This is a genomic window from Plantibacter sp. CFBP 8775 (genome assembly GCF_014839505.1).
In the GTDB taxonomy this organism is placed as follows: Bacteria; Actinomycetota; Actinomycetes; order Actinomycetales; family Microbacteriaceae; genus Plantibacter; species Plantibacter auratus.
Map to the genome: position 1 here is coordinate 1 of NZ_JACYNV010000004.1, position 11,016 is coordinate 11,016.

Genomic DNA, 11,016 nt, shown 5'->3' on the forward strand with positions numbered 1-11,016 from the left:
CAGCGCTGACGCGCTCTGCGACGATACTGATTTGATATCAAGCTGCAACTGTCAGGGATGCCGTTCGACACCAAATTCTCGGTTGTATGCGTTCCAGGCAGTTTCCAGTGCCTCGCCGGCGAAGGTGCCAGTCGAGGTATTGGGCGACGTGGCCAGGCTTGAGACCGTGGGTAACCACGGGAACGAGATACAACACGGTGGCAGTGTTTCTCTACCGAGAGGTCGATGGCTAGGGAGCTGACAGGACCGAGGTCGAGGCCGACGGGGGAGTGGTGCCGCCAGGCGTGCCGCCAGGCGTGCCGCCACTCTGCGAGCCATCGCTGGCGAGCTTTCCTTAGATTCGAACATGTGTTCTATTCTTGCGTGATGGGATCGAATCGCCGCTACGGCTCCGACGTCTCACGGGCGGCCGTGAACGCGGCCGTCACCAGGCCCAAGCCAGTGTCGCTCACCGAGCAGGAGCGCCGGTCGAGCGGGCCGGGTGTACACACCCCAGACGAACCGGCGCGCGTGCTTGCGTGGGTGCGATACCCCGAGCAGGCCGTGCAGGTCGAGGGAGAGGCGATCGCCTTCAACGATCGCGCCGTGCTCGTGCGGTTTCCTACCCACGGCGGTGGGTTCCAAGAGGCTTGGGTGTGGCGTTCTGCGGTGACCAGGCCGGCGGACGCGACACCGCGCGTCGACCGGCCATGATCGTTGCCCCACGGGCCAAGCCGGTCCGTCAGGGCGAGGGCTGGCCGGTGTCACGGATCGGGCAGCGTGGGCCGGTTCGAGCTTCGTGATGGGACACGTCGTCGCGCGTGGGTGTATGCGTCCGCGGTCGATCGGCTGTGATCTGCTGCCGGGGGAGTGGTGTCCACTCGTGAGGGCGATGGGGCGAAGCGTTCGATGGTGGTACCGCGGCGCCTTCGTCGGGGGAGGCGTGGGCGCCGCGGATGGTGGAAGTCTGACAGCTTCTGGCGGTCGGGGTGGGTGATCCCCGTCGTATCTCACCCTTGTCGCCTCGAGCTCGAGCTGACGGCGCGGTGGGCTGGTTCAGCGGATGAGGCTCATGAAGATGGTGCCAGCGATCATGGTCATCGCGACGGCGGCGACGACGGTGCCGCTGATGGCGATGAGGGTCGTCAGGATGCCGCCGGCGAGGATCCCGATGAACGCTCCGAGCTGCGCCCAGTGCCCGGCTGGTGTCATTGGGCTGTCGACATAGGTCATGCCGGTGGACGGTTCAGGCTGCTGCATGGGCTGTGGCGGGTTCGGAGACCAGGAGGTATCCGCTGGTGTCGGGGCGGCCGGCTGCTTGCCAGTCCGCGTAGCTGTGGTCGTGCGCGATGGGGCACCAGCAGATGACGTGGATGTTGTCGCCGGTTCGAGGGGAGACGAAGATCTCGAGGTGCGCTGTGCCGGCGAGGGGCGTGTTTGTGGTCATGGGTGGGCCTTTGCTCAGTGGGGTCAGCTGAGAGACGGCGGCCCTGCTCGGGTGTGATGCGATGGGCACGGATCTGGTCGGAATCTCACCCGCCAGCGGGGGAGTGGTGTTTGTGATTCGGCGGTGGTTCTAGAGGCGTCGGACGGGTACTGACCGGCGCATCCCCGTGACCGTCATCATGCCCTCAGTGATCCTGACTTCGGGGTCATCGGCGTCGTGGTGCTCGTAGTAGAGGCCTTCTTGGCGCCAGATGGAGCCGTCGGAGAGTTCGGCGATGGTGTGTCCGGACCACCCTGACCAGGGACCGTCGATGTGCAGCTTCACGTGAGCCTTCCCCGCAGCGTCACTCACTGCTGCTGATGATGATGTGACCGTATCCCGGGAGGGCGCATGGCTGGCAGGGGCAACGCCCCATCATCAGGCCCAGCAGGCGAGTGCCCGGTCGGGCTTCTCGTCGACGCGGGGTGGTCGGGATACGAGGAGCGCACGGGACGCTAGTTCGGACGGCAGAAAGTCGGAAGGGAGCCCCGATCCAACTCGGGGCTCCCCAGACGTACCTGCAGTTGTTGCAGGCGTGCTTTCTTTCTCGCTGTTCTCGACTAGCTGTTCGGTGGGGCGGCGTTACGCTTTGCGCGTCGGAGCAGCGCGATCGTGCCGGCGACCGCGAAGATGAGGGCTCCGATTCCAAAGGCCCACAGCCCGATTTCGATCCCGAGCACGATGGGAGCTGGCGTGTATCCGGGCTCCAATCCTTGCTCTTCCTGGTCGCGATACTGGAGCCCGGATGCGACCAAGAACCCAGCGGTGGTGACAGCCCCGGCGATGGCCAGGACGATCGAGGAGATGATGATCTTCTTCATTGGAGCGACTCCTGTCGGATCATGGCGTCCAGTTGCATCGGTGAAGGACGACACCTGCCGTCCAGTTCGATCGATTGGTGCGGAATCGCTCGAGGTTGTACTCGCCGGTGAAGGGGAGCCCATATGATCCGGATGCGACGTGGCAGTTGTACTGGTTGAGGAGGGTTGCCTTATTGGTCATTGCGGTTGCTCCGAATGCGGCCTTCCACTCGTCCCAGCCTGCACCATTGAAGACAGCCTGGCCAGCGATGTAACCGCCGACTCCTCCGCCACCGCTCAGAACGGCAGCACCCAGCGGTGTGACGAAGGCGTTGTAGCGGTAGTCCCCGGAATAGGAGTCGCGCCGGAAGTTCTGGAAGAGCGTGATGCCGGCCCAAGGATCAGCCACCACGGGGAACGCGGTTTCTGTGTTGTGTTCGACGACCTGTGTCAGCGTCTTGCCAGTGACTTCGTAGTGAGTGGGTACCGGAGCGCCGTTGGCGTCCTTTGCCCAGGCTGGTGCGACTCCGCCGGCGAACCCGCCGTCCGCGTCCGTGATGATGACGACTCCATCCTCACGAATCGTCATCGCGCCACCGTCGGGTACGGAGAAGCCGTAGTCGTACCTGGTCGGTGCGTCGGCGCTATCGATCACCGTGAGGATCTGGAGGCTGCCGTCCTCGCGCACTACCGGGACCGTCGTCGAGGCGTTGCCGTTGTCGAATGCCGTCACGCCCTCATCGACGACGGTTCCGGTGCCTGCTTCTTCAGCGAACGGAAGCGTTACGGAGAGATCGTGAATTGGCGAGCTGAGTGTCACATCCTCGGTGGCCGCCCACGGGACGGTCACGGTTGTTCCTTCGGATGAATACTGCGAAGCTTCGGCATCCGTGCTGCTAGCCGGTGCCGCGGCATCCAAGGTTTCTGGTACCACTTCCTCCACCGCGGCGAGGATGTCAGCGGACGGGTCCTGCTCGTTCGCGAAAGCGGCAGTTGATGCACCCAGCAGCGCGGAAGCGCAGAGCGCCCCGACTCCCGCAATGCCGATGGTACGTCTCAGCGTGGACATTCATACCCCCTGTAATGGGCGCAATCTGCACCCAAAACTGAGGTTAGCCTTCCCTAAATCAGCATGTCGAGCGCTCAACGCTCTTTGTGGGGTTTTCCCTTATCTGGAATGTACCGGTGGCGATCGCGGAACGTCCTTGAACGTACGCACGCAAACAAAAGCGGACGGCCACCAGTTGGTGGCCGTCCGCTTTTGTTTGCGTGGGATTTACCCGCTGACCAGATCGTCTGGGTTTGCGCGGTAGGCGGCAAGGTCTGCAAGCGCCTCCGAATTGTTGCGGAAGTCCTCGACGATGCGAGGGACGACCACGGCGGGATCAAGGATGATACGGCCGCTTGGCTCGGTGGTCATGGTGTAGAACTCGGCCTGTGCGGCGGAGGCAAGGTTGGCGCGCTTGCGGTTGTCGAGTCTGATGGTGGTGACGGTTGCGTTGGACATGGAGTCTCGTCCTTCGGGAGTGGTGGTTCTTCTTGGGTGAGTTTGATTTGTATGCGCATGTGACGTCTGCGAGATCTGGCGACAGACGTTGCGATAAGCAGTGTTCCTAGTGATGCATCACTGGTTCACCCCTTAACCATACGTCACTCGTTTACGTTGTCAACCCGTAACGCTGTAACAATGTCACAGGTGTGGTGTAGACTGGGGGGTATGACCGACAATCTGAGCTTCACCCGCGCCGCCTCTGAGGCCCGCGCGTTCCACAAGGAGCGCAATCCCGCGCGCTCTGCCGCCCTCGAGGACGCACTGGAGGTGATCGACAGCGGCAAGGGGCGCTCGGGCGCCCGCCGTGATGACCAGCACGACGTCTGGCTCACGGATGTCTGGATCGAAGGCCGGCAGGAGTACGACCTCATCGTTTGGGAAGAACGCGACGACGGCACCATCGCCATCATCCACATCGGGAAGTCCTCCCTCTAAGAACCCTCGCCAGCATCCGTGGTCAACGACGACAGCGCGGGTGCCATGGCCCCTAGCCACCCTCAGAGCTACCCCGAGCTCTGAACCACATCGCGAGAGCGAACGAAAGAGAAGAGATCGCTCATGCGATGCAATGCACCAGTTCAAGGCCACATCCGAGGCGGCGGGGCGAACTGTCCCGTGCACGGCGGATCCTCCGGCCGGGGATACTCCTACAACCCTCCGAGGCCGGCGCCGCGGTACCCCAGCGGCGGCGGGTCATCGTCCACCCCCAGTCGATCCGTCCGGTCAAGCGGAGGGGGATCCGCGTCAGTTGCCCAGCGGCGAACGCTCGATACTGTCCGTCGGGTCGTCGAGCGAGAAGCGAAGCGAAACCCCGACCTTCGCGACCTCTTCCTCTGCCACGCATGGGACGACCGGAAGGGTGCAGCGAAGGAGCTGCACGACCTGCTGGAAGCTCTCGGCGTGCGGGTCTGGTTCAGCGAGAAGGACGTGCCCCTCGGCTCGTCGCTTCTCCGCGAGATTGACAAGGGTCTGAAGAACTCACGAATCGGGATCGTTCTGGTTACTCCGGAGCTGCTCGCCCGGCTCAATGCGGAGGGCATCGCGGACAAGGAACTCTCTGCCTTGCTTGCCACCGATCGGCTCATCCCCGTCACGCATGGCGCAACCTATGACGAACTGCGGGACGTCAGCCCGCTGCTGGCCTCTCGCTCCGGACTGAGCACCGAGGACTCGTCACTCGGTGAGGTCGCTGAGCTGCTGGCCGAGTCGGTGCGGATCGAGGTTGAAGTCTAGAGAGATGTGACTCGGGGAAGGCAGAGGGTGCGGTTTGAACTGCACCCTCTGCCTTCGCGTGCTCCCCCTGTAGAGTGCGAGGACGGGCCGGGGGTCGGCCCGAGAACGAGGGGGCAACATGGCATGGTTCAGAGCGCGGCCAGGCGATGGCAATGAGTGGGTTTACTACAACACGGATCACATTGCTGCTGTTGCAACGAAGACGTTGAGTCATGACCGCCGGCCTACGGTGTTCCTCGAACTCACGTTTGCTACGGGCAAGACGACGGACGTTCGTCTCGGAAGCTACGACCAAAGTTCGGTCCTGCAGAAGCTTCATGACGTGTTCGGTCAGACCGTCAAGCTGGAGTAGTTTTCCACAGAGGAAACACCCAGACTGTCATAATCACAACCATCAGCGCTTCTTGAGGCGAGTCATTCACACGTCGGGACGGCCAGGAATGAACCCTTCGACGGGAACCACACGCCGGAAAACCGTCAACCTCCCGGGCAAGGTGCCGGAGATGATTGGGATCGGAATCGGAGTGGTGATCACCGCCACGGTTGCTGTGGTCGTCTCCATTGCGACGCAGCCTCCCGAGCAAACGACCGTCCAGGGGCTCACGATCGCGGCCGGGCCAGTCTCACCGTCCTACGCAGTCGCCCCGGGAGCGGAGTTTGTCACAGACGAAGGGGCCGACCACACCGGCCGGCCCTACCTCCAGTCTTTCGTCAAGCTTCGCGCCGACCGCCTCGACTACAGCTCACCGTTCGCTCCGCGATTCACGATCATCGTGAGCGATCCAACGAACGGAGAATCTGTACGCTGCAAAGTCACCAAGAGCTACCGGTGGAGCCACGACTGGATGAACTACACCGCGCTGTGTGACACGGTTGTGCCTCACGATCGAGTGTCGTCCTTCACCGCCGCGACCGTCGAGGACACCACTCCACGAGGCCCCTAGGTCGTGACGATCTTGCCCGGGCGTTTCACCGGAGATAACCGCCAAGTAGAGGTGTCTCCACCTCGGGGTCATCGGCGTCGTGGTGCTCGTAGTAGAGGCCGTCTTGACGCCACAGTGAGCCGTCGGAGAGTTGGGCGATGGTGTGTCCTGACCACCCTGACCACGGGCCGTCGATGCGCAGCTTCACGTGAGCCTTTCCCGCAGCTTCACTCACTGCTGATGATGTGACCGTATGCCCCGATCCGTGACTAGGGGCTCTCCAGCTGTACCTGCAGTTGTTGCAGTCCGAGGAAGCTGCTGTTCAGGTCCCGTAGTGCCCGGGCCACTGGTTGAACGGAATGCGTGTGATCTCCCGGGTGGCTGGAGTGAGGCCCCATTCGTTCTTGCCGAGCCGGGAGAGGGGGCGGAGTTTGTTGATGTCGGGATGTCCATCAACGATGGTGCTGCTGTCGACGACGGCGTGGACGACTTGGCCCATGACAACGAAGCAATCGCCGACCTCGACGATGGTGTGGAGTGTGCACTCCAAAGCGACCGGTGATCTCTTGACGCGGGGCGGTTTCACTGTTCTCGAAGGCTCTCGCTCGATACTGACACGATCGAACTCGCTCTCGTCGTGCGGAAAGTTGGTCCCTGTCGCGTTGACTTGCTCGAACAGGGGCTCTGGCGCGAGGCAGACCACGAATTCACGAGTCGCTTCGATGTTGGTGAGCGTGTTCTTCCGACCGACGGACGTGAACTGGATGATCGGAGGATTCACGCCGGCGACAGTGAAAAATGAGTGTGGTGCCAGATTGTCGATGCCGTCAGCGGAGGTGGTGGAGATCCAGGCGATGGGCCTTGGGACAATGACGTCGGTGAGCAGCTGGTAGAACTCGTCATGGGTAGTGTCCCCAGCAGCGTAGTGAGTGTGGGTCATGAGTCCTCCGGTTCGATCGACGGACGAAGAAGAGCTCTAGGCGATCAGTGATCCCAAGGGTATCGCGCACGCATCGGCTGATCCCGCCAGCACTAGCGAGTGAGGGGATGCGGCTGGCGTATCCAGATGAGCCAGCCCACTCAAGCATCACTGACATAATATATATTATCAGCCTAATTTGGCCGGTCGCCCACAAAGCGCGTTGTCCTCGGGTGTGGCTGTGTCGAATGGGCAAATGATGGCATCGAGTTCACCCGGCCAGCCCACGGGCCTCCACGAATGGCAGATCCGTGGGAGTTCTGTTGGTCTTGGGCCCGAGCTACCTTCGTCTGTCAGACGGCCACGAAGAGTCGATCTCGAGCAGCCAGCGCCGCAGTCGCGCCGTGCTGAGAAGACCCCCGTCGACGAACGAGTGAGCCGGCAGATCGTCGGTGCCGTCCTGGATGTAGGTCGTGTCGTACGTGAACTCGATGTGCCCTTCACTCCCGGGCTGCTCGGCGATGCTCAGACGAATTCTCATCTCTGGAGTTCTCCACCAGAAGAGGTCTGTGTCAACTGCGAGAGATCCGTTCGTCAGCCATCGACGACGTAGCTCCGCGTGTTGCGCAAGCAACTCATCGAGATCCATGGTGCTCTCCTTTGTGTTGTCCGGGTATCACGCTCGTGGTGGCCCAGGTTGATGCGACGAACTCTGCAAGCGACACAGTGGCATTGAACACCATCCTTGCGTGCCTGGGTTCCGCGGGGCTCTCCGATTCGCGCCCGTGCCCGGTTCCCATCGAGCTGCGGGCTTCCGCGATGGTTCGGACAAGAGTTTGCAGGCAGCCAAACATGCTCCGGACAGCTGTTGATGCGCGAGGGCTATCAGGAACCGAACCGGCGTAGATGCCTAGGATTCTTGCCGTCTCTGAATGCAGCGCGGGCGGGCCGTCTCTCTCGTTCGGGGTGCGGCCGAACGCGGACAGGATGATCTTGCACTGTGATTTAAGGAGTTCCTTGCAATGGGTGCACGTGCATGTCACACTCACCTCGCACGGGGTGATGTGGGGTTCTGTGCTGACATGACGATTGGGGATTCTAATGAAGCGAGTCACTACCGGCATCGCAGCCGCTGTGTTGAGCGTAGGGCTGATCTTCGGCACGGTTGCGCCGGCGGAGGCTGCGAACTCGTCCGCAGCCAATGGCTCAGTTTCGTTGTCAGCGAGCGATCCCACCCTGAACCTCAACTACGCCAACGGGCACTCGGCATTCAACCTCGAGGTGTTCGCTACGGTCGTCGGGAACTCCAACGCGCCGTTCTCGATCAAGTTGTACAACCAGGCGGGGCAGCAGCTCTGGAGCGCAAGTAACCAGACGAGACTTACCTATTACATCGGTACCAACGTGACGAAGATTTCGATTACGCCGAATGCCCGGTCGAACGGCGAATCCGTGCAGTGGACGCGGAAGTAGGCAGTATCTGACAAGCGCCACCGGGTCAAAGGGTGGCGCCAGTCGTGCGAACTTGCCCCGGGGGCTTTCGTTCGTTCGACCTTCCGGGAGGTCATGAAAGCGTTCCCCCTGGTAATCAACGAAGCAGAATTCCCCGACGTCGACGTGGCTGCCGTACTCGGCAGAGACGCGCCAGACGTGAGCTAGTGCCGTGCGGAGAGGCTAGTTTTCCGACCCCGCCTGCGAGCTCCTGGGGGCATTGGCCCACTGAAGGTTGAGCGATCCCTTTGTGCCGACGACCCACCGCCGGCTGTTCTGCGCAAGCCGAGCATTCAGGGGAACTCCGTCAGGCAGGGCCTGTCCGATAACCAGCAAGCGTGTAGGGGAAAGGGGGAAGGAAATAGTGCAGATGTCGGCGTCCTTCGTCGGACGCCACAGAAGCACTGCCCCATCACCTGTGGCCAGCCCCGCAGCCTCGATCACATTCCACGCCCATTGATCGAGCGGCAGGCTGGAAAGCCTGAAAACGTCCGGGTGTGACTGCGACAGTGTCATCACGTCTCCAAGGGCGAGCTCAGCGTCCTCGGTCGTGCCGTCTTTCATCAGTAGTACGGCCGGCACGCGCAGCTTCACTAGATCCGCGTACCGCCCGCGCTCGAGGTGCATGTCGAGAAACGCTATGAGCGCGGTGCGCTCAATGCTGCTGAGCTGTTTCTCGTCGTCGCGAAGCTTGGCGATGACCGGAATGCCCTCGTCCTCGATCTTCCAGTAAGCCCGTTCCAGATCGTGGGTCAGTACGTTCGGGTCGTAGACATAGCTCACGACGGTGGCGTTTCCCAATGCGGTGGTGAAGCCCCGCCCATCCTGCACGTCGATCACCTCGACGCGATTCCGATCGTCGGCCCACGCACTGATGTATCCCCTGGACACCATGTGCCCGCGCTTGACTGTCATGAGGAACCCCCAACGAGTCACCGTAGGGCATGTGGGGCATCGGAGTTCTCCGCCGGCGACGGAGGGCAGTCTTAGCAGGCATCCTCAGGCGGTCGTCCTGTACAGGTTCGCTGACCAGCTCCGCTCCTGCAGGAGCGGAGAAGCTACAACGCGCCCAGGCGCGCTTGACATCTCAGCAGACTTGTTTGACCTCGATGTCCAGGTGGGGCAGCCCATTGACGCGTCCGAACGTCTCCCTGAGGCCACCGGGCCGGCGCGCGATACACGAGCCGTCGTCAGCTAGCGGTAGACGGCGAGGATGTCGAGCATGAGTGCCGGCCCTTGCAGCCAATTTCCTTCCTCGCCGTCTTTCGGGCCGGCCTTCTCCTGAGCTCGGCGCTGCTCCCTACTCAGCAGGTTCATGCCGGGCATAGCGATGAGCGACTTGTGCTCACCAGCTCGGAGCACCTGTGTGACTTTGCCGACGACTCGCGCCGCCCCGTCGAACTCGTCGTCGCGGATCGATGACGCGATCAACCGTCCCGCCACGCGCCAGTCTGTGTCATCACGCTCCCCGACAACGACCAGGTCGTCACCGAATCGTTCAGAGAACGCAGACAACGCTCCGAGCTGATCTGAAGAGGGCAGCGATGGCGTTTCCTTGCCTAGTGCGTTCATGAACGGTGCCAGGTCGCCCATGGTTGTCATCACACTGCCGATGCCGCTCGAGCGGGACAACGCGCGGATCATCTGTGGCACGAAGATCTCGCAGTCGAACTCCAGCAGCGACCCGCGCGATGCTTCGGGAAGATCGTCGTCGGCGTTGACGATGTCGATCCAGTCGGCACGCTCTGGCTCTTCTGTGACCCCGGCTAGGAAACGCTCAAACCTGGCTTCTGCGGTGTCGGTGTAGGACTGGTTGACCTCGTCGCCGGTGAGCCGCTCCCCTTCGGCTCCGACGCCACCGAGGCCTGCTTTCCCGGAGATCGAGTTCGACTTGGACGCGCGGTGATCAGCCGAGGTCCTGAGACCGTTCTCGAGCGCGCTGAGGTAGCCGTTCAAGGTGGACTCGTTCAGGTACAGGAAGTTTCGCAACATGAGCCTCAGGCTACCCACTGGTGCCGACACGGCGTCCGCGATCTAAGTGCCCTCGTGTAGCACTCATGTGCGCACGTTTGCTCTGCGAGCCCACGACGCGGCGGCGAACGGGCTTGCGCAGCTCTACTGGTCGTTGACGCTCGCGGGGACGCCGAGGAAGACGGTGCTGTGGTTGTCGAGCCAGCTCCATCGGTCAGTTGGCCAGGTGGTCAGGATGGCGCGCCCGACGACGTTGTCGATCGGGACAAAGCCCTTCCCTGGCAGCGTCAGGTGGTAGCGGGAGTCTTGGGAGTTGCTGCGGTTGTCGCCCAGCACCCAGAGCGCGTTTGGAGGAACAATCACGTCGAACGTCACCGAGGAGGCCGCGGTTCCTTCGCCGTGGGGTTTGATGTAGCTGCGTTCGTCGACTGGCACGTCGTTGATGGTGATCTGGCCGAGAGGGTTGCAACACACGACATGGTCACCGGGAAGACCGATGACCCGTTTGATGAGGTGGTCGTTCGCGTCATCGGCGGCGAGGCCGATGCCCTGCAGGACCCAGTCGAGGGCCGCCTGCGCCGGCTCCTTGCTGGGCTCCGCTTTCGGGGCTAGCCAGCCGCCAGGATCTGTGAAGACGACGATGTCTCCTCGCTCGATGGGTA

General features: G+C 62.3%; 18 protein-coding genes. 6 read left to right on the forward strand and 12 right to left on the reverse strand.

Annotated elements, in window-relative coordinates; genetic code table 11:
* The first annotated feature begins 366 nt into the window (after positions 1-366).
* Entirely contained in the window at positions 367-693 is a 327-nt protein-coding gene (locus tag IFR14_RS20415; RefSeq protein WP_191942209.1) for a hypothetical protein, read from the forward strand.
* Positions 694-1,035: 342 nt separating this feature from the next.
* Here the strand turns inward: IFR14_RS20415 and IFR14_RS20420 are convergent, their stop codons facing one another.
* The 6 genes from IFR14_RS20420 to IFR14_RS20445 all read right to left on the reverse strand — a co-directional run bounded on the left by IFR14_RS20420 (position 1,036) and on the right by IFR14_RS20445 (position 3,772).
* A complete protein-coding gene (locus IFR14_RS20420) occupies positions 1,036-1,239 on the reverse strand; it encodes a hypothetical protein (protein WP_191942210.1) in 204 nt (67 codons plus the stop codon).
* On the reverse strand, positions 1,226-1,426 hold the full coding sequence (locus IFR14_RS20425; RefSeq protein ID WP_191942211.1) for a hypothetical protein: 201 nt from the start codon (positions 1,424-1,426) through the stop codon (positions 1,226-1,228). The genes IFR14_RS20420 and IFR14_RS20425 overlap by 14 nt, the downstream gene beginning before the upstream one ends.
* Before the next feature lie 129 nt (positions 1,427-1,555).
* A complete protein-coding gene (locus tag IFR14_RS20430; protein ID WP_191942212.1) occupies positions 1,556-1,750 on the reverse strand; it encodes a hypothetical protein in 195 nt (64 codons plus the stop codon).
* Between the two features lie 275 nt (positions 1,751-2,025).
* Complete coding sequence (locus tag IFR14_RS20435) at positions 2,026-2,286, reverse strand: hypothetical protein (RefSeq protein ID WP_191942213.1); 261 nt, start codon at positions 2,284-2,286, stop codon at positions 2,026-2,028.
* A 19-nt stretch (positions 2,287-2,305) separates the two neighbouring features.
* Positions 2,306-3,334: a hypothetical protein gene (locus tag IFR14_RS20440; protein WP_191942214.1), complete on the reverse strand. Its 1,029-nt coding sequence runs from the start codon at positions 3,332-3,334 to the stop codon at positions 2,306-2,308.
* Between the two features lie 207 nt (positions 3,335-3,541).
* Positions 3,542-3,772 carry a hypothetical protein gene (locus IFR14_RS20445; RefSeq protein WP_191942215.1) on the reverse strand — a complete coding sequence of 77 codons (231 nt, stop codon included), beginning with the start codon at positions 3,770-3,772 and terminating at the stop codon, positions 3,542-3,544.
* A 210-nt stretch (positions 3,773-3,982) separates the two neighbouring features.
* On the opposite strand from IFR14_RS20445, the gene IFR14_RS20450 reads away from it, so the two are divergent.
* The 4 genes from IFR14_RS20450 to IFR14_RS20465 all read left to right on the forward strand — a co-directional run bounded on the left by IFR14_RS20450 (position 3,983) and on the right by IFR14_RS20465 (position 5,994).
* Positions 3,983-4,252, forward strand: a complete 270-nt coding sequence (locus tag IFR14_RS20450) for a hypothetical protein (RefSeq protein WP_191942216.1) — start codon at positions 3,983-3,985, stop codon at positions 4,250-4,252.
* 123 nt (positions 4,253-4,375) lie between these two features.
* Positions 4,376-5,050: a toll/interleukin-1 receptor domain-containing protein gene (locus tag IFR14_RS20455; RefSeq protein WP_191942217.1), complete on the forward strand. Its 675-nt coding sequence runs from the start codon at positions 4,376-4,378 to the stop codon at positions 5,048-5,050.
* Positions 5,051-5,168: 118 nt separating this feature from the next.
* Positions 5,169-5,402 (forward strand): hypothetical protein, encoded by a 234-nt coding sequence (locus tag IFR14_RS20460; protein ID WP_191942218.1) that lies wholly within the window; start codon positions 5,169-5,171, stop codon positions 5,400-5,402.
* Positions 5,403-5,490: 88 nt separating this feature from the next.
* Entirely contained in the window at positions 5,491-5,994 is a 504-nt protein-coding gene (locus IFR14_RS20465; protein ID WP_191942219.1) for a hypothetical protein, read from the forward strand.
* Between the two features lie 301 nt (positions 5,995-6,295).
* Here IFR14_RS20465 and IFR14_RS20470 read toward each other — a convergent pair whose 3' ends face one another.
* The 3 genes from IFR14_RS20470 to IFR14_RS21600 form a co-directional block, all read right to left on the reverse strand.
* Positions 6,296-6,913: a flavin reductase family protein gene (locus IFR14_RS20470; protein ID WP_191942220.1), complete on the reverse strand. Its 618-nt coding sequence runs from the start codon at positions 6,911-6,913 to the stop codon at positions 6,296-6,298.
* 319 nt (positions 6,914-7,232) lie between these two features.
* Positions 7,233-7,541, reverse strand: a complete 309-nt coding sequence (locus IFR14_RS20475; RefSeq protein WP_191942221.1) for a hypothetical protein — start codon at positions 7,539-7,541, stop codon at positions 7,233-7,235.
* Positions 7,528-8,016: an abortive infection family protein gene (locus tag IFR14_RS21600; RefSeq protein WP_446728103.1), complete on the reverse strand. Its 489-nt coding sequence runs from the start codon at positions 8,014-8,016 to the stop codon at positions 7,528-7,530. Before IFR14_RS21600 ends, IFR14_RS20475 begins: the two co-directional genes overlap by 14 nt.
* Between IFR14_RS21600 and IFR14_RS20485 the strand changes: the two genes are divergently transcribed.
* Positions 7,994-8,365, forward strand: a complete 372-nt coding sequence (locus IFR14_RS20485; protein ID WP_191942223.1) for a hypothetical protein — start codon at positions 7,994-7,996, stop codon at positions 8,363-8,365. The two genes, IFR14_RS21600 and IFR14_RS20485, sit on opposite strands and share 23 nt — an antisense overlap.
* A 201-nt stretch (positions 8,366-8,566) precedes the next feature.
* Here the strand turns inward: IFR14_RS20485 and IFR14_RS20490 are convergent, their stop codons facing one another.
* From IFR14_RS20490 to lepB, 3 genes are all read right to left on the reverse strand, one after another.
* Positions 8,567-9,298 carry a DUF4238 domain-containing protein gene (locus IFR14_RS20490; RefSeq protein ID WP_191942224.1) on the reverse strand — a complete coding sequence of 244 codons (732 nt, stop codon included), beginning with the start codon at positions 9,296-9,298 and terminating at the stop codon, positions 8,567-8,569.
* A 279-nt stretch (positions 9,299-9,577) separates the two neighbouring features.
* Positions 9,578-10,375: a DUF6414 family protein gene (locus tag IFR14_RS20495; protein ID WP_191942225.1), complete on the reverse strand. Its 798-nt coding sequence runs from the start codon at positions 10,373-10,375 to the stop codon at positions 9,578-9,580.
* Positions 10,376-10,498: 123 nt separating this feature from the next.
* A partial coding sequence (gene lepB / locus IFR14_RS20500) for a signal peptidase I (protein WP_191942226.1) occupies positions 10,499-11,016 on the reverse strand: 518 nt, incomplete at its 5' end.

Coding starts and splice junctions, on each gene's coding strand:
- IFR14_RS20415 (WP_191942209.1), top strand. CDS start 367: ATGGGATCGAATCGCCGCTACGGCTCCGACGTCTCACGGGCGGCCGTG.
- IFR14_RS20420 (WP_191942210.1), bottom strand. CDS start 1,239: ATGCAGCAGCCTGAACCGTCCACCGGCATGACCTATGTCGACAGCCCA.
- IFR14_RS20425 (WP_191942211.1), bottom strand. CDS start 1,426: ATGACCACAAACACGCCCCTCGCCGGCACAGCGCACCTCGAGATCTTC.
- IFR14_RS20435 (WP_191942213.1), bottom strand. CDS start 2,286: ATGAAGAAGATCATCATCTCCTCGATCGTCCTGGCCATCGCCGGGGCT.
- IFR14_RS20440 (WP_191942214.1), bottom strand. CDS start 3,334: ATGTCCACGCTGAGACGTACCATCGGCATTGCGGGAGTCGGGGCGCTC.
- IFR14_RS20445 (WP_191942215.1), bottom strand. CDS start 3,772: ATGTCCAACGCAACCGTCACCACCATCAGACTCGACAACCGCAAGCGC.
- IFR14_RS20450 (WP_191942216.1), top strand. CDS start 3,983: ATGACCGACAATCTGAGCTTCACCCGCGCCGCCTCTGAGGCCCGCGCG.
- IFR14_RS20455 (WP_191942217.1), top strand. CDS start 4,376: ATGCGATGCAATGCACCAGTTCAAGGCCACATCCGAGGCGGCGGGGCG.
- IFR14_RS20460 (WP_191942218.1), top strand. CDS start 5,169: ATGGCATGGTTCAGAGCGCGGCCAGGCGATGGCAATGAGTGGGTTTAC.
- IFR14_RS20465 (WP_191942219.1), top strand. CDS start 5,491: ATGAACCCTTCGACGGGAACCACACGCCGGAAAACCGTCAACCTCCCG.
- IFR14_RS20470 (WP_191942220.1), bottom strand. CDS start 6,913: ATGACCCACACTCACTACGCTGCTGGGGACACTACCCATGACGAGTTC.
- IFR14_RS20475 (WP_191942221.1), bottom strand. CDS start 7,541: ATGGATCTCGATGAGTTGCTTGCGCAACACGCGGAGCTACGTCGTCGA.
- IFR14_RS20485 (WP_191942223.1), top strand. CDS start 7,994: ATGAAGCGAGTCACTACCGGCATCGCAGCCGCTGTGTTGAGCGTAGGG.
- IFR14_RS21600 (WP_446728103.1), bottom strand. CDS start 8,016: ATGCCGGTAGTGACTCGCTTCATTAGAATCCCCAATCGTCATGTCAGC.
- IFR14_RS20490 (WP_191942224.1), bottom strand. CDS start 9,298: ATGACAGTCAAGCGCGGGCACATGGTGTCCAGGGGATACATCAGTGCG.
- IFR14_RS20495 (WP_191942225.1), bottom strand. CDS start 10,375: ATGTTGCGAAACTTCCTGTACCTGAACGAGTCCACCTTGAACGGCTAC.